This is a genomic window from Bacillus sp. FSL W8-0519 (assembly GCF_038005585.1).
Taxonomy (GTDB): Bacteria; Bacillota; Bacilli; order Bacillales; family Bacillaceae_G; genus Bacillus_A; species Bacillus_A paranthracis.
The window spans coordinates 1-16,179 of record NZ_JBBOTL010000004.1; the positions used below are offsets into that span (position 1 = coordinate 1).

The 16,179-nt window shown below is 35.0% G+C and carries 23 protein-coding genes; 12 read left to right on the forward strand and 11 right to left on the reverse strand.

Annotated elements, in window-relative coordinates; translation table 11 throughout:
* The first annotated feature begins 59 nt into the window (after positions 1–59).
* The 4 genes from NST14_RS30265 (at position 60) to NST14_RS30280 (ending at position 2,067) form a co-directional block, all read left to right on the forward strand.
* Positions 60–293 carry a hemolysin XhlA family protein gene (locus NST14_RS30265; RefSeq protein ID WP_001156200.1) on the forward strand — a complete coding sequence of 78 codons (234 nt, stop codon included), beginning with the start codon at positions 60–62 and terminating at the stop codon, positions 291–293.
* Between the two features lies 1 nt (position 294).
* Positions 295–498: a hypothetical protein gene (locus NST14_RS30270; protein ID WP_078417224.1), complete on the forward strand. Its 204-nt coding sequence runs from the start codon at positions 295–297 to the stop codon at positions 496–498.
* 107 nt (positions 499–605) lie between these two features.
* Complete coding sequence (locus NST14_RS30275; protein ID WP_229143641.1) at positions 606–1,184, forward strand: NUMOD4 motif-containing HNH endonuclease; 579 nt, start codon at positions 606–608, stop codon at positions 1,182–1,184.
* A gap of 64 nt (positions 1,185–1,248) precedes the next feature.
* Complete coding sequence (locus NST14_RS30280) at positions 1,249–2,067, forward strand: GH25 family lysozyme (RefSeq protein WP_229143639.1); 819 nt, start codon at positions 1,249–1,251, stop codon at positions 2,065–2,067.
* Positions 2,068–2,101: 34 nt separating this feature from the next.
* On the opposite strand, the gene NST14_RS30285 is transcribed toward NST14_RS30280, so the two are convergent.
* The 3 genes from NST14_RS30285 to NST14_RS30295 form a co-directional block, all read right to left on the reverse strand.
* The gene (locus NST14_RS30285) at positions 2,102–2,443 is read right to left on the reverse strand and encodes a YolD-like family protein (protein ID WP_229143636.1); all 342 of its coding nucleotides are present in this window, start codon (positions 2,441–2,443) and stop codon (positions 2,102–2,104) included.
* Entirely contained in the window at positions 2,440–3,705 is a 1,266-nt protein-coding gene (locus NST14_RS30290; protein ID WP_229143634.1) for a Y-family DNA polymerase, read from the reverse strand. Before NST14_RS30290 ends, NST14_RS30285 begins: the two co-directional genes overlap by 4 nt.
* Before the next feature lie 113 nt (positions 3,706–3,818).
* The gene (locus tag NST14_RS30295; RefSeq protein WP_229143633.1) at positions 3,819–4,058 is read right to left on the reverse strand and encodes a helix-turn-helix domain-containing protein; all 240 of its coding nucleotides are present in this window, start codon (positions 4,056–4,058) and stop codon (positions 3,819–3,821) included.
* Positions 4,059–4,342: 284 nt separating this feature from the next.
* On the opposite strand from NST14_RS30295, the gene NST14_RS30300 reads away from it, so the two are divergent.
* The 4 genes from NST14_RS30300 to NST14_RS30315 all read left to right on the forward strand — a co-directional run bounded on the left by NST14_RS30300 (position 4,343) and on the right by NST14_RS30315 (position 7,716).
* On the forward strand, positions 4,343–5,638 hold the full coding sequence (locus tag NST14_RS30300; protein ID WP_229143632.1) for an FtsK/SpoIIIE domain-containing protein: 1,296 nt from the start codon (positions 4,343–4,345) through the stop codon (positions 5,636–5,638).
* Positions 5,610–6,155 (forward strand): replication-relaxation family protein, encoded by a 546-nt coding sequence (locus NST14_RS30305; RefSeq protein ID WP_324255453.1) that lies wholly within the window; start codon positions 5,610–5,612, stop codon positions 6,153–6,155. Before NST14_RS30300 ends, NST14_RS30305 begins: the two co-directional genes overlap by 29 nt.
* Before the next feature lie 19 nt (positions 6,156–6,174).
* Positions 6,175–6,663: a hypothetical protein gene (locus NST14_RS30310; RefSeq protein WP_033693623.1), complete on the forward strand. Its 489-nt coding sequence runs from the start codon at positions 6,175–6,177 to the stop codon at positions 6,661–6,663.
* Between the two features lie 462 nt (positions 6,664–7,125).
* Positions 7,126–7,716, forward strand: a complete 591-nt coding sequence (locus tag NST14_RS30315; RefSeq protein ID WP_229137338.1) for a DUF3967 domain-containing protein — start codon at positions 7,126–7,128, stop codon at positions 7,714–7,716.
* 80 nt (positions 7,717–7,796) lie between these two features.
* Here the strand turns inward: NST14_RS30315 and NST14_RS30320 are convergent, their stop codons facing one another.
* The 3 genes from NST14_RS30320 to prgP form a co-directional block, all read right to left on the reverse strand.
* Positions 7,797–8,129, reverse strand: a complete 333-nt coding sequence (locus NST14_RS30320; RefSeq protein ID WP_226812322.1) for a hypothetical protein — start codon at positions 8,127–8,129, stop codon at positions 7,797–7,799.
* Between the two features lie 155 nt (positions 8,130–8,284).
* Positions 8,285–8,584 carry a hypothetical protein gene (locus NST14_RS30325; protein ID WP_065107705.1) on the reverse strand — a complete coding sequence of 100 codons (300 nt, stop codon included), beginning with the start codon at positions 8,582–8,584 and terminating at the stop codon, positions 8,285–8,287.
* Positions 8,529–9,476: a ParA superfamily DNA segregation protein PrgP gene (gene prgP, locus NST14_RS30330; protein ID WP_086401174.1), complete on the reverse strand. Its 948-nt coding sequence runs from the start codon at positions 9,474–9,476 to the stop codon at positions 8,529–8,531. The genes NST14_RS30325 and prgP overlap by 56 nt, the downstream gene beginning before the upstream one ends.
* A 1,518-nt stretch (positions 9,477–10,994) precedes the next feature.
* On the opposite strand from prgP, the gene NST14_RS30335 reads away from it, so the two are divergent.
* Positions 10,995–11,270, forward strand: coding sequence for a hypothetical protein (locus tag NST14_RS30335; RefSeq protein WP_086729758.1), 276 nt, complete (start codon positions 10,995–10,997; stop codon positions 11,268–11,270).
* Here the strand turns inward: NST14_RS30335 and NST14_RS30340 are convergent.
* The 4 genes from NST14_RS30340 to NST14_RS30355 form a co-directional block, all read right to left on the reverse strand.
* The gene (locus NST14_RS30340; protein ID WP_229143624.1) at positions 11,265–11,795 is read right to left on the reverse strand and encodes a DUF4236 domain-containing protein; all 531 of its coding nucleotides are present in this window, start codon (positions 11,793–11,795) and stop codon (positions 11,265–11,267) included. The two genes, NST14_RS30335 and NST14_RS30340, sit on opposite strands and share 6 nt — an antisense overlap.
* Positions 11,796–12,040: 245 nt before the next feature.
* Positions 12,041–12,517 carry a stress protein gene (locus tag NST14_RS30345; RefSeq protein WP_229143621.1) on the reverse strand — a complete coding sequence of 159 codons (477 nt, stop codon included), beginning with the start codon at positions 12,515–12,517 and terminating at the stop codon, positions 12,041–12,043.
* A gap of 18 nt (positions 12,518–12,535) precedes the next feature.
* Positions 12,536–12,841, reverse strand: a complete 306-nt coding sequence (locus NST14_RS30350; protein WP_229143619.1) for a DUF4429 domain-containing protein — start codon at positions 12,839–12,841, stop codon at positions 12,536–12,538.
* Positions 12,842–13,152: 311 nt separating this feature from the next.
* On the reverse strand, positions 13,153–13,470 hold the full coding sequence (locus NST14_RS30355; protein WP_100635089.1) for a helix-turn-helix domain-containing protein: 318 nt from the start codon (positions 13,468–13,470) through the stop codon (positions 13,153–13,155).
* A gap of 536 nt (positions 13,471–14,006) precedes the next feature.
* Here NST14_RS30355 and NST14_RS30360 point away from each other — a divergent pair.
* The 3 genes from NST14_RS30360 (at position 14,007) to NST14_RS30370 (ending at position 15,621) form a co-directional block, all read left to right on the forward strand.
* Complete coding sequence (locus tag NST14_RS30360) at positions 14,007–15,164, forward strand: AimR family lysis-lysogeny pheromone receptor (RefSeq protein WP_229143617.1); 1,158 nt, start codon at positions 14,007–14,009, stop codon at positions 15,162–15,164.
* Positions 15,165–15,170: 6 nt separating this feature from the next.
* On the forward strand, positions 15,171–15,329 hold the full coding sequence (locus NST14_RS30365; protein ID WP_229143615.1) for a hypothetical protein: 159 nt from the start codon (positions 15,171–15,173) through the stop codon (positions 15,327–15,329).
* A gap of 154 nt (positions 15,330–15,483) precedes the next feature.
* Complete coding sequence (locus NST14_RS30370) at positions 15,484–15,621, forward strand: hypothetical protein (protein WP_000412925.1); 138 nt, start codon at positions 15,484–15,486, stop codon at positions 15,619–15,621.
* A gap of 5 nt (positions 15,622–15,626) precedes the next feature.
* On the opposite strand, the gene NST14_RS30375 is transcribed toward NST14_RS30370, so the two are convergent.
* Positions 15,627–15,977 (reverse strand): helix-turn-helix domain-containing protein, encoded by a 351-nt coding sequence (locus NST14_RS30375; protein ID WP_000384875.1) that lies wholly within the window; start codon positions 15,975–15,977, stop codon positions 15,627–15,629.
* Between the last annotated feature and the right edge of the window lie 202 nt (positions 15,978–16,179).

The following is a 16,179-nucleotide window of genomic DNA, read 5'->3' on the forward strand; positions in this document are numbered from 1 at the left end:
TATAGATTAAGAGGAGTACATAACGTACTTCTCTTTTTATTTTGAAAGGAGATGAACCAATGCAAGAAATTCAAGATTTAAAGCAAGAGATCCTCCAGATTAAATCAGACCAAAAGGATATGCAACGTGATATTCGCAACTTAGAAACCCGTACTACTGTCAACGAAAAGGACATTGTAAATATAAATAAACAGCTTGAAAAGATTAGTGCTAATACAACATGGATTCTCCGTATCATCATTGGGGCAATTGTAGCTGGCTTATTAGGATTACTCATGAAAGGTGGCATGTAATATGTCAAAAGAGAATATAAAAAAACGATTCCGCAACTGGAAGACGTTAATAGCTATTGCATCTTTAATAGGATTTTTATTTGTAAAAGCAGGGGTTCCGGAAGCAAAAAGCTTTCTTGATGAGTTTATGCCCTATCTATTTGCGGTCGGTATTTCTCTAGGGATTTGGACTGATCACGAAGATATGAATGATAAGGAATTATAAATGCCACAGAATAAAATCTCCCTAACTATTGATATAAGTATATAATTTATATATATAACATCGGGATATAACAACATTTTTTTCATTAGTTAAAGGAGTGTTTGAGAATGGATGAGATTTGGAGAGATATCCTAGGATATGAAGATTTATATCAAATTTCTAACTTAGGAAATGTACGTAGTTTGGATAGAAAGAAGAGAAATGGAAAAGATGGCAAAGGTTTTTATATATTAAAGGGTAGAGTTTTAACATTAGTCAACAGTAAGAAAGGATATAAATGCGTAACCTTATACAAAGATGGAAAACAGAAAGTTAAAGAAGTTCACCGGTTAATTGCAGAAGCCTTTATCCCTAATGAAGAGAATAAACCGCAAGTGAACCATATTAATGGTGATAAAACTGATAATTCATTAAATAATTTGGAACGGGTGACCGTTTCAGAAAATATACAACATGCATTTGATAATGGTTTGGTAAATATAAAAAATATTAGTGGGGAAAAGAACAGTCAGTCTAAGTTAAAATGGGATGATGTGAAATATATTAGGAGAGTGTTTATAAAACGAGATAGGGTATACGGAGCGACAGCTCTTGCAAGAAAATACGGTGTTTCTCGCCAAAATATATTGAATATTGTAAACGGTAAAAAGTGGACTAGTCTTTCGGACGAAGAAAATACAAATTGAAAAATGATAAAAAACAGCCTCCCGTTGGCTGTTTTTTTTGTTTTCAAAAAGGAGACGATAAATAATGGGACACATTATAGATATTTCAAAATGGAATGGTAATATTAATTGGCCTGTAGCAAGACAACACATTGATTTCATCATCGCTCGTGTACAAGATGGTTCAAATTATGTAGATCCATTGTATAAAGGATATGTACAAGCTATGAAGCAACAAGGCATCCCTTTTGGTAATTATGCATTCTGTCGTTTTGTTTCTGCAAACGATGCACGTATAGAAGCTCGTGACTTCTGGACCCGTGGAGACAAGAGCGCGACAGTCTGGGTTGCTGATGTGGAAGTAAAGACAATGGATGATATGAGAGCCGGCACGCAAGCATTTATTGATGAATTACGCCGTTTAGGAGCTAAGAAAGTTGGTTTATATGTCGGTCATCACATGTATGCTCCTTTTGGCATGGCAAATGTAAAAGCTGACTTTGTATGGATTCCTCGTTATGGTGGCAATAAACCAGATTATCCATGCGATATCTGGCAATACACTGAAACAGGAAATGTACCTGGTATCGGTAAGTGTGATTTGAACGAATTAATTGGTAGCAAACCATTATCTTGGTTTACAGAAAAAGAACGACCAGAACAAACCGTTTCCAATGGTGGATATCAATATGTTAAATCTGGTGGGTTTGGCGTCTCGTTGGTTCCAGAAGTCATAAACGCTATGAACGAGCGTGGAATCAAAGGAAAGGTTATCTCGGATTCTTCAACTGGAATAGCATACTTACAAACGGAAGTATTGCCTAATCAGGAATTAGACAAGATTACTTGGTGGATGGATACTAGACCTGAAGGTAAATGGTGGTACGAGTATATTAAGAAGTAAACAACGAAAGCCGTCCTGTCGGGCGGCCTTTTTTTCATTTTGCATCAATAATATCAATAAATTTCAACGTCATATTATTATAAAATGCATCCGTACAAATTATAGATTTATTTAACGGATCAATATCAATGACGGTCATATAGCTAGTAAGTAAAAAACCATATTCATAGTATGTAATCAATATTTCTTCTTCAGAAAGTAGCGAACATAATAGCATATTCTCAATACGTTCTTGTTCATCCTGTGTTAATGTAGGGCGTTCTACCTTCGTTTTTTCTTTAACTATTTCACGGATACCTGCGAATTGCTCCGGCATCGCTGCGAATGGAGTCCATTTAACCATTCCTCTTCCTTTTGGCATATTAGCGTTGTTCATGCTTTATGTCCCCCTAACAATGTGTTTCTGTATCTTGCTGTTGCACTATTTGTATACGAAATTCCTCGTAATATGCTGTTCTTACCAAATTTAGTGCGTATTTCGTCCATTACTTTAGTTAGTTTCATTTCTTTTTCTCGTTGTATTACATTATCGAATAGTGAGATTTGTTCTTCGCCTTCATTGATTAAGTTAGTTAAAGAAACATTGATGGTTCTAATGGGTTCCCCAGTATAAAACTCATGTAAAAAGTATGTACAAATCTTATATATATCCATTGTTAAATTGGTTGGTCGGTTCATAGTGTGAGTTTTTCTGAAACCACCAGCGTAATTTTTACTATAACCAATAGAAAAATGGATAGTTTGAGCTAGTTTGTTTTGTCTTCGCATTCGATAACAAACTTCCTCAATATGTTCCAGTAGAATAATCGGGAATTCTTCTATGGTGTAATCACGCATGAGTATTTGGCTTTTACCAATAGAAGTTGTTGCTGGAACGTATTTTTCTGATATGCGGCTAAAATCAATGCCGTTGCTATGTAAGTGTAGTTCTTCGCCAATGACCCCAAAGCTCTGTTTTAAATATTTGAGTGGATACTGTGCTAAGTCTCCGATAGAATGTATTCCTTTTCGGTTTAACTTCGCTTCTGTTTTCCCTGAAATTCCCCAAAACTTACTAAGCGGTCGTATTGGCCATAATTTTATGGGTACATCTTCGTATTTCCAGTATGCTATGCAATCTTTCGTTTTCTTTGCCTCCACATCTAAGGCAACCTTGCTCATTAAAGGATTAGGACCAATGCCTATCGTGCATTCAATTCTTGTCTTTGCATATATTTCACGCTTGATTTTCAATGCGAATTCATATGGATCGTTTGCAAACAAATGAATACTATCCGTAATGTCCATAAAGAACTCATCGATGGAATATTGGTGGAAATCCTCAATTGGCACGTATTGTAGAGCCAATTTAGTGATGAAATTGGAGCATTTTATATAGGTGCTCATAATTGGATTTACCACAAGGATATCTTTACGTCGTGGTATTTCATACAATCTCGCCATTTTCTTAACGCCTAATGCTTTTAATGGTGGAGTTGCAGCCAAAACAATTGAACCACTCCTATTCACATCACCAACTACAGCCAATTTAGTATGAAGTGGGTCTAATCCCATTTTGATGCACGATACGCTGGCATAGAACGAACGAAGATCTACACATAAAACAATTCGATTTGGCAATATTGAATAGTCATACACCGTTATTCCCCCTAAATAACAGAACGTTAGTTCTTATTATATACGAATGTATGTTCTTTTATGAAGAAGTTTTTTCAAAAAAAATAAAATAGCCCCACTCATTCAAGCGAAGGCTACATCCAAAACTCATCTTCTTTTATGTTTTTTCCCAACTTCTTTAATCCCCTTATTATTTGGGATATAGTGGAAAATTTAGGTGTGTATTCTTTATCATTACATATTTTTGAAATCGTACCTCTACTTAACTTAGCCGCCTTTTCTAATTCCCCTTGTGTGATCCCTTGTTTGTCTAGCCATTTACCAAATTTACTACGTTTTTTACCTAATCCAAACACCCCTATCACCTCAAGCATAGCTTGCCCTTTTCGTCATTTTTTTAAACGCGAGAAAAAAACTGACATAAAGGCCAAACAGTACGAAATACCTTTTACCATACCAAACAAATTACGATTCTCAGTTCCAAATTGATAGCCTTTTAAAACTTCGTTTTCCCTATTCCGAATAGAATTCGCTCACAGAATACCGTTTCAGACATTACAAAGTTTAGTATTTTCAATGATTCATAGCTGTTTTTTATCTCTTCTAATCTTCAGGGACTATTCTTGCAGAATACATAAAGAAGGGTGGTGTTTGAGCATTGATATTTGAGTTAGTAAGTTCAGCTGCAGTTGGTGGTGTAGTCTTTCTATCAAAAATGCATCAAAAAGGAGCAACAAATGATGCCTCTAAGATTCAAAGGATTTGTGCGAACTGCGGATTAAAAGTAAAAGAAGGAAAAGAGACCAGGACTATACAGCTACTCCGTAAGACAAGAAATGATTGGGGAACTGAATATGCGTATAGGATTCCGCTTGGTCTTAGCTTCTCCGATTTCGAACAAAAGATGCAGCATTTAGAGGATGGATTAAATCATAAGAGCAAAGTTTACGATTTTAAGCTAGCAGACTTCAAATCTCTTCGTTTGCGAAAAGATATCTTAAAACAAATACAAAACATCATAAACAAGAAAAAACTCGTTAGAAAGGAAATTGAGCTGTCTTACGATGGGTTACTTAAAATACGAGTTTATGAAAGAGGGATGCCTGATTTCGTTAAATTTGAGGAAGACATGATGAAGCAATGTAAGGGGTGGGAGGTACCTATTGGTTATACGAGGGATGGATTAGTAAAACATGACTTTGACCAGTTATCACATATGATCTCTGCCGGCATGACGGATATGGGGAAATCAAATGTACTAAAGCTTATCATTACATCTCTGGTACGCAACCAATCAGAAAATATAAAACTATATCTTATCGATTTGAAGGGGGGTCTCTCTTTCAACCGATACCGATTCCTAAATCAAGTCGAATCAATTGCGAAGAATCCAGAGGAAGCCCTTGAGACTCTAAGGGAATTGCAAGATAAACTGAATGCTAGAAACGAATACTTACTAGAAAAAGGATACGAAGATATAAAAGAAGCCGGGGATCCAGTGCGATACTTTGTAATCGTGGATGAAGCGGCCGACTTAGCACCATATCAGGAGTGCAAGGACATCATTGTTGATATAGGTCGTCGTGGCAGGGCAGCAGGATTCCGCTTGGTATACGCGACGCAATACCCAACAAATGAAGCATTGCCATCGCAGTTACGACAAAACATAGGCGCTCGTGTTTGCTTTAGATTACAGACAGAAGCAGGAAGCCGTGCTGTGCTAGACGAGGGCGGCGCAGAGAGTCTTCCCAATATAAAAGGAAGGGCAATATACCAAACAAACGAAAAGAAGGTCTTACAGACGGTTTATATCGATAATAAGCAAATAGATAACATCATAAAGCCACATATCAACATAAGAGCGAGGAAGGAGCATGAAGATGCAAAAACTAGCCATGAAGGAAGCGAGAACGGAAAGTATACTCTTGAGCTTGAAGAAACTCGGCTTTCTTAGTAGAAAGCAAATCCAAGTACTTCATGATCTTGGCGGTGACAGGAATGCTTCTCGTGTCATGAAGGGGCTTGAAGAATATGTGTCTAGCTTTAGGGATGGCGAGAAAATTTTCTATTTGAACAAAGAAGGGCGCGAACGGATTGGGAGTAAGAAAATACTTAAACGTTCGAATCAATTCCGCCACTACATTATGAGGAATGACATCTACATTGCTTATGAATGCCCGAAAACGTGGAAGCAGGAAGTGAAAATGAATGTAAAAGGTATCGTTTCCATAATTGCAGATGCACTATTCACTGATAATGGCCGTTATCACATTGTAGAAGTGGATCATGAGCAGAAAATGAGTGCGAACCGTATCAAGATGCAGAAATATCGCAAATTGATGGAATGCAATGTATTTGAAAAACCACCTAAATTTATTTGGTACACCACGACGGAATACCGCAGGAAGAACCTGCAAAAGCTTTGCGAAGGATTAGATTGCAACATATTTACGGTTACTGATTTCCATTAAAAATAGGGAGATGGTCCATATGGCAACAGAGACAATGAGCATCAAAGATTTTATGGATGGTAACTACGGGGCAAAGAAAAAGTGGAGCTTGTTCAAAAAGAAAGCAAAAAAATACGCACCTGTCGCAGTGCGAGTAAGTATAGTAATCGGTAGTGCTATTATATTCAGCAACATTATAGATATTCCTCACGTATTTGCTGATGGAAATAATCCAGATGTGAATGAAGTATTTAAAGATGTGCAGTCCAACGATGGGAAGATAAAAAATTATATAGATGGCCAACTGTACAATCGTATTGTAAATGCGTTTGAGCCGGTTATTTTCTTGATTAAAGCAGTTTCCTATCCAATTGCATCCGTTGTAGCGTTATGCGGCGGGCTGTTCATTATGGTTGGTAGCCAGGAACGAGGCTTCTCGTTAATAAGTCGTGCAGGGATTGGCTATATAGTTGTTCAAATGATTCCGCTGTTCATGAGATTACTTGTTGAAATAGCAAAAGCAATTTAATTGCAACTCCATATCGCTTAATACAAGGGGAGGATTAAAATAATTAATAAAAAACATTGGATGCGTGCGGATGTCTTAGGATGTAATAATCAAATATGGATTAATGATAACAGCGGAGCGGTTTATCACAGTAAACGAGACAGCAAACGATGGATGTGGAGAAATAATATTATCAATGCAAATAGCGTGGATGACGCTGAAAATATTATGAGATTACTTGAGTTATGCCCCACAAATCAGAAAAGAATGTTTTTATGTTTGATGAAGAAGTAACTCTTCCTTAACTAAACAGCACACCCAATTGTACGGTCGAAGTTGGGAAGAGTTACAGGGGTAACAGGCAATATACATGTTATGAATCAAATACGAGATATAGAATTAAAAGCCCTAAACTGGGCTTTTTTCTTTGCAGGAATTCCCTAACCATCATGGAATATTGTCACTAGGAGGTGTTGTGACGTTATGACGGACGAAATTGTTTATTCTGCTAGTGAAGTGTATAAAAGGCTAGGAATAAGTGATAGCACCCTTAGAAAGTACATGGAAGTATTGTCGCGAGAAGGATTCGCAGTGAAGAAGAATAATCGTGGCAGACGCCAGTACACAGACAGTGACATTATGGTGATTGAGAAGCTAATTGAGCTTAGTAAGCATGACGGTATGACGCTAGAGAAGGCAGCGAAGATGATTGCGCAGCAAATAGAAAAGGTTAATCCGGATCTAATTAAAGAGGAATCTGAGGAAACGGACTTAGTGCCATTCCATATTAAACAGCAATTACAGGAACAGTACAGCGTTATGGCGCAAAAAATGAATCAGAGTATGTTAGTGATGGAGAAGCGATTAAGTGAGCAGGTAAAGCAAAGTAATGAGGAAATTAAAGCGAGCGTAGAAGCGCATAATGAGCGAGTGGAAAAACGATTGGAAGCGCGGGATGAGACGCTTATGAAGACATTGCGTGAGATGCAGGAAGCGAAGAGATTGATGCAGGAGTTTCGGGAGGAGGTTGCTGCTGCGAAAGAGAAGAAAAAGCCTTGGTGGAAGTTCTGGTGAGAATCTAATTCCTTAAAATAGTAAAGCCCTACACAAAGTAGGGCCTATTTTCTTGCAGAAATAATTTTATAAACTCATACCTATTCTCGACTTTTCTTTACTTCAAGTACTTGTTTTACAGCATTTCTTACTAGATTTTGTTTTGGTGCAGGTAATGAGGCAACTTTTTCTTCGATTAACATATTAATAACTTCATAAATTTTCATATCTTCAATTGTAGCGAGTGTTGAAATTGCCGTATGTGTTTCTAATGAGACACGGAAAGATTTCGGCAACTCTTTCGTAGTAAGTTTTCTCTTAGGCTTTTCAAAGAGCTTGCCCTCTTCTGAGTAAGTTCTGTCTTGCTTTTCCTTTTCCATGTCAGTATGATCGCTTTGAATAGTTGAATCTGAACTTTCGGTAATAGGCGTCAAAGTCACTACAAAAGAATTACTCTTATTTTCCACAGGTACCACTCCTATTTAGTATTTGTAAATAATAGCGATTTTCAAAAAAGATACATGTATCTTTAGATACAAAGATAAAAAGATACATGAAGAAAAGCTATGAGGACGGGATTTCCTCATAACTACTTGTTATTAGAAGTTATATTTTTAAGTATACGTTGCTCGCGCTCGGTTAAATTATTAGCGATGTAAAACTCTAAAATTTCATCAATAAATTCGTAATTCTTCATACTCTTCATCGTACAAATAGTTTTAATTTTGCTAAATGACTCAGGAGTTACTTTTATGTTTTTTCTATCTTGTGCTGTCAAAACCTTCTTTTGGGGTGTAGTGTTGTTATTTGTACTCTGAACATTTCGCTCTGTATTAGCAGATTGCGTTATCTTCGGTTCTTGCGGTGTTTCCCTTTTGATTAAAGCCACTTATGTCAATCCCCTTCCCTAACTTAGTAAGTTTATTTTCTACGAAATACTTTTGTGTATATCTATATCCCGGTTCAATATCTCCCTCAGTTTCGAAAAGGTGAATTCTTTCTTCTAACTCACAGAAAATATCGCAGAATAAAGCTAGCATTCTCTTATCATGATGATCTTCAAATTGTAACCCGATTCGTGGATACCATTCTAAACGTGCATGGTTGTTAATAATCGTAGTAAACACATTTTCTTCACCAAAAGTAGCGATTGTACTTTTAACGATTTCCTTGTGTAAAGCACGCTTTTGTTGGAGTAATACAGGAAGTACTCCAGCAACTTGCATTTTTACGAGTGAACCAAAGTCATCAACTAATGTTTGGATGTATTCAAAGATTAAACGTTGGCTTCCTTCGTATGAAAATTGTTGAGTTTCTTGAACAACAATAATGTAGTCGCTTGCTACCATCGCATTATCCACTTTTAAATCTGTTGAAGGCGGAATATCGATGAATATGTAGTCGTAGTTATATTTAATTTTTTCTAGCAATCTAGAAAGGTAAAAAGTTCTGTCTTCAACTGTATTGAATGTTTCAATTAAGAAGTCAGCATATTTCCTCATGTCATATCCGCATGGAATCATGTCTAAGTTTTCATGCAGATGTACAATCCCTGATGATAAGTCTCCTTCTTCAAGACACTTCATTAAAGTCTTTTGCATTTCAGTAATGTTAAATGATTTCGCTAAAAATGTTGTACCGTTCCCTTGAAGGTCAGTATCAATAAATAAAACTTTCTTATTAAAGATTAAAGAAGCCACAAGAGATTCCATACACGAATCAGTTGTTTTTCCAACTCCACCTTTTTGTTGGGCGTTGATTATGACGTATCCTTTTTTCACAGGAATCGCTCCTTTTAAATTTGTAATATAATTGTAACAAAGGATAAATGTATCTTTTTATCTTTTTATTTTCGAATTGATAATAACACGTGCTTGTACAAAAAGTAAAAGGATAAATGTATCTTTTTTTATGTTTAATAGATTAACCTTATTTTTCGTGTACATAACTTTTAATAAAAATCCTATAATACCAATGATAATTGATGTATCTTTTTATCTTTCTATCTTTTTATCTTTGTATCTAAAGATACACAAAGGTATACAATGTATCTTTGTATCTAAGGATAAATGTATCTTTTTATCTTTGTATCCTTCGTTTAAGTTAACAAGATGGCATAAACCCACTTATAGAGGTATTTACAAACAAAAAAGCTTGTTGTAACGTAATAAACAACAAGCAACATTCTACAAAACAAAACATAATTTGATATTTTACATAAACGAAGATTGATACAACAATTGAATATGAACACAAAACAAAAAGCCACTCCCATATGCTATTGGCGCCAACCATTAGCGGGAATGACTTACTCTAGCAAGTGTACCACCACTTGACTAGAAAAAACTGTTTTAACCGACAGTGTTAACGTTTAAGTAGTGTACCACCACTAACCTTAAACAACTATGCCTTTTCACGAGGCTTCTTTGATATACCCATTTTATCTATTGTTTGACTAAAATTCAACTAGTAAATGCTAGAATTGTATTTTTTGTAGTCAAAAGATATATAACGGGCATCTCTAAACCTAGAAGTCTTGTGGATCTACAGGCCATTTAGGAATTGGAGATGCCTTTTTGTTTTGGTTCGCGTGGAATTGCCTGAAACCACGTAAATAAAAACTGATAAGCCGTAATTCCGTGCTGCTATACATATAGGGGGAACGTGTTACGTGCGTGGCTAGCTGTTGGTCGTGCAGGGGGTACAGAGTATGCGCCTACAAGAACAGCGCCCCTCATTGGAATCCTGTTCTTCTGGTGAGGGAGGGCGAGAACTTGCCCAGGGATTAATCTCTGAAAGGTTCGGGTGGTTATCGTTAGCATTACGGTGCTAGGGAGTACATTCAGTTTGTCGTGTAGGGACGATATTACAAGGACAAGCCATAGTCAAAGGATGTATGCGGTGAAAATCGCTGAGTGAGCAGGGTCTATACATACGGATACCTTATAAGTGACCGCATGGCGAAAACAAGACGCTTATCCATCTATTTTGATTGATTACTTTTTTTGTAGTCTTTCAAAGTAGGGGATAAATCTGCCTTCCAGCCGTGTTCCTTAATCGTTCCCACATGATAAAAACCTTCAAAACTTCCAGTCAAGCTTAATTACGAAGAAAAGATGAAAAACTTGAGATTGTTTAAGACCTGGGGGAATGACTCACTAAGATAGAGGAATAAATAAAGGATTTACTACTTTCTTGGTTAGAGGATAAGGGGACGGATGGTAGAATAGGATTTATTGTAGAATTAGGTTTTACACATCGGATATAGTACGTGAAATTTTATGAGGGGGGGATTGTTTATGGGTGCTTTTAGAACGGCTGTTTACCGTTATGCAGTATACTTGGCTGTTTTATTTATAGGAGGACCATTGTTATTATTGTTATTTGTTTATGGTGCAGATATTTTTGTTTCTTATATGAGTTACGGATTGGATAAACTTCATTTAGAGGGTTTTATGATAATCGTATATTTAATGTTTCCTTTAATTTTTTTTGGAGGATTGTTGATGATAGTCTGTAAATACCTAGAATATCTTCTAAATAAAAATAAGAAAAAAGAAAAGACACCTTTATGAGTGTCTTTTTATTATTAGAGTGCTATTACAAAAAGAACATTTTATTTCTTTTTGTTTGAATGCAAGGTGTTGTCTGTTACAAGTAGGGCAAATAACACCAACAGGAGTCAAGCTTAATCTATAACTTATAAAGCCAACTACTCCAAATATTATAGCGAATAAAATTTTTACGAACGATATTGAAGCAATAAATGCAATTATCATTATTAAGTAAAGTGGTTTAGCTATTTTTCGTGTATTAATAGTAGCTTGACTATCCCTTATCGTTATAGCGTCTACTTCCGCCGTTTGAGGAGTATATGTAGGATTTTGGTAATTTAATTCTTCTATGTTTCTTGATTTATTACTTATTTGTTTTTGATAAGAAATACCTGTACCAGGAATTGAAGTGGTAACTCGTGTTCCTGAGGGGCCAAAGCTAACACGAGCACCTTTTACACCAATGCTAATTCCTATGCCTTTTTTACTTGCGTTCAACCTAATACCAGGAGCTATTTTTTTACTCTTACGAAATCTAAATCCCATAGTAATAAGTCCCTTCTGTTTATAAATGCATCATTGAAAATATCATAACAAAATGTTAGAGATTATATTGTTGTATTTTGTAAATTTCATAAAGAAAAGACACCCTAAGGCGTCTTCCTCCGACTTGAACCACATTAATTTGAATAATTTACATTGGATTACCATCCAAATATTGGAGTTTTTATGTTATACTGTAATTACCTAAGTTATTATTGCACATGGGATTCCCTTTCCTTGTGCTTTTTTTATTTTATTAGGTTGTCCATAACAATTTTATAGTTATAAAACTCATCATCTTTCATTTGTCCGTTCATCTGTAAAAGATATTTCCCCTTAGCATATGTGTGAGAAAAGAGTATAGGTGCATTGTTGCCTAATTCATCATAGTATTTCTTCGCTTTTTCAAGATCTTCTTTATTTTTAAATTTATAAATACGCCCGCCTTGATCTTTACCTAGATGTGGCACGAGAAATCTTTTGCCTTCCTCACGTATATTCCCAAATTCTTTTTGAGGTAATTCTGTAGCTTCTTTAGCATCTAAACCTTCTTTGTTAAATTCAGCTATTATTTCGTCAACTGTTACCGTTTTAAACACCGTGGCAGGTGATTGACCGTTAATAAACCATAATAGCGCAAAGAAAAGAAGAACAGAACCAACAAGTATTCCTAATCCCCACCCTACATATTCTATAACCTTTTTCTTTTGTGCTGTAGCTTCCATAAATAAAATCCCCTTTTATTATAAATAACTTTCAATTAGTTTCTTAGCTGCTTCTATATCTTTCATTTGTTTCTTCGTGAAGAAAACAGCATTTTCTTCTCTTGTTACTTCCAATTTAGTTCTTTTTGTACCTGATTTGCTAATTAATTCGAAACGAAGATAACCATTTGTTAATAGTTTAGGCTTCTCAAACTCTATCTTCTTAATATCTTCGTAGTAAATTTCCATAACTCTTTTAGTCATACCTAATACCCTTGAAGGTTTAATAGTAATTTTCTCGTTATCGACAGTCAAAACGCCGTTGTAAGCCTTAAATTCCTTCATCCCTATATCCCCCAAATATAATATTTACAAAAATCATAACAAATTCAGTTACAACTATATTGTCATATTTTGTCGAATAAAAATAAAAAAAGAGAGCCGAAGCCCTCATTGGTTAATATGGTAAAATTATGTAAAATTTTACCTCTTTATTTTGGAAATGATTTCTTTTATTATGGATTCAAATACAATATCTTTAATTTGAAATATTGAGCGCTGCAACGCTCCGTATTTTGTTTTAGAATCTTCAATAGAGGATTCATATTACCTTGATGTTTAAAGGTGTTTATACGTTAAAATAAGGAGTGTGAGACCTACATAAAATACTTTTTCGCCAAGTATGTATATTCCACTAAGAGGTTTAGTGCTTTCTTTTGTGGTTCTGTGTCTAAATCAGAAATTTGGTCTAAAATAACCTCGACTTGTGGTGGAATTCGATATTCTCTGCCAACTAAGTTGTCCAAACTAATGTTATATAGATCAGCAATTTTGATTAGAGTGGAAATGTCAGGTTCTGATCTTCCCGCTTCCCAATTGGTATATGTAGAACGAACAACATTTAAATAGTGAGCAACATCATTTTGAGTTAATTTATTTTTCTTGCGAAAATATACTAGCCGTTCATTAAGCAATGACTATTCACCGCCCTTTTTTATCTGTGACAATTATAAGCGAACGAGGGAAGTGGATGGTATATATTTGGATAAAACGATTAATTTTGTGACATTAATTCAATTAAATGACTCATTTTGAGTCTCTGTAAAATTAATTAGAACAAAAGTTCGGTTTTGTGGTAAAATATGCATGTGAGGTCTTCATACGTTATATGTATAATTGCATATTCTGTTTTTTAATCAATTGAGAAACGTTGATATATCGCGATTTTAAAACTTTCTCAACAATTTTCTGATAACCACACGACTGAATTTTGGAAAAAATGTGATATTATGAAAATAATAAAATAAACGGACGTAAAAAAGACCCATGACTGTGCAAGTGGTGCTACCAACACCCTTACACCGTCCTCCCTAATGCGAGTAGGGAAAACACTTGTCATAAGTCTCATACATAATTATAACACACATCTTAGATATAGTGACGCGTTTTCCTTAAATGTAACAAATTGGGTATAACGTGTCTTTTGTTCCGGAAAAAGGGGAGCAATTTTATGCAAAAAGTGTTGAGCAAGATATCTGATGATATGGATAGTAAAAACATCAATAGAACCCAACTTGTAAAAAGAATAGACATTGATGGTGCTACACTATCAAGGTTCTTAAAAGGAAAGCATCAACTCGTTTTTAATAAGTATGGAATAATTTTAAAAGAAGTGTATCCTGATGATGTTAATGCGAGAAGGAGTTTTTGCCGTAAATATTCTAGCGTCTTGAAGAGACAGGGTAATAAAAAGATAGCTGTATATTATTTGTTAGCGCACGGAGAGTTAGATACCGTAGCAGAACTGTTAAACGAAACAACAATTAAGCACGATTGGGAAAAGGTTTGTAGATTAATATATCTACGTTACAAAGGCGATTTATCTGGGGATGGACTATTAAAGGTTTATAAAGAAAAAGTAGAGGGTATTAAATCAAAAAATGTTGAATTTGAGATTCTCAAGGGCATTGTACTTCTTCATATTAGATATGATCAGAAAAACTATAAGTCGATGATTCGGCTTTCTGAAGAATTACATGAGAAGGTCGAAGAGTTGGAAGATAACTACGCTAAGGAATTTTTGAAATTCAAAATACAAGAAGCTACTATTTACGGATTGTTAACGTGTAATGAGATTCCAAGATTAAGAAGTGTATGCCATGAAATAATCAACGATGAAAGTTCGGATATGTTATTTCCTATTTTTAAAGCAACAGCGTACGGTGTGCTGGGAGAGTCGTATATTTTTACGGATTACCATAAATCATTAGGATATTTAAATGCTGCTGCAAGTATCATAACGAATGGTCCTGGTGATCAAATGATGAAGAGAAAAAACATGATATTGAATACGATTGATTTCTTGAAGATTCATTGGAAGATAGATCTGGATAATATCAACCCTAAGGATGAAGTTGAAAAGGCCTATTTAGAAATACAAAAAGGTAATTGTGAAAAGGCAATAAGTATACTAGAAGATGTAATTAAAGATAAAGGAAAACTTAGCGCTTTTGGTTTAACTTATCTTGGTATAGCGAAGGGGAATGACCCGCAGATACTAAGTGATGCCTTGGATTTATTCGAGCGATCTTCTGATATTTTTTATTCATATTTAGCGAAGAAAAACCTAGGCATAATGTCCCAAAAATGCTATAATTTAGTTGGGTGATGCTATATGAAAAAAGTACTAGCTTTAGTGACAACTTTGGCATTAGCTGGAGCGTTATACGTTTATCCTGCTAAAGACCAAAACGAGCAACCTAAACAAGTAGCAAAGGATGCTCAAACACAGACATTACTTCTAAAAATGTCTGATCCAGGAACAGGAATTTAAAAGATTTAATATATATATAAGAATGACGTCTTCTCTTGCAGAAGGCGTCATTCTTCATTTTCAGGGTTATTGAACTTTTAATAAAAAATACAGTAAAGTTCAATGGTTGTGAATTTATTCACAAATTAATATAAAAACATTGGAGGATTTAGGGATGGAGAAATTAGAGAACGCAACTGTAGTTGATAAATTAGGGGATGCATTAATGGATGTAATAAACAGCGCTGAAAAAGGGGATTCAGTATCTTTCGACATATTATCAGAAATAAAAAAAGCGATTGGTAGCAACTAAAGCTATCAATCGCCAGATATTTTAACTAAGTTAGTAATAAGATCTAAAAGTTCTTTTTGCTTCTCAGGTGATTTTGTTTTAACTTGCATCATAAGTTTTTCCCATTCATCTTTCGCAGCAACATCAGGATTCTTTTCATCTGTTTCTCCTAATACGTAGGAAACAGATACATTAGCAAGCTTTGCGATTTCTAAGCTCATCTTTTTAGATGGGCATTTTGTACTTTCCTCATTTTCCCACATTGAAACGGCAGATCTACTTTGCATCCCTAAAGCTTCAGCAAATTCTCTTTGACTAAGTTGTAGTATGTCAGTCCTTATCTCTTTAACACGTCTACTGATTAATTTGTAATCCATTATTTTTATTCCCCTTAATATTGATTAGTAATTTTTATTTACTAACACCAAAAATAATTATATAAATACATTTCCTATATCTTAAATTTAACAAATATGTTCTCAAAATGACAACACTTTTAAAAACTTTTATTTTTTTAAAATTTAGGGGTTCTCAAAAAGAGACTCCCTATGTTATACTCAAATCAACGAAATGAACAAA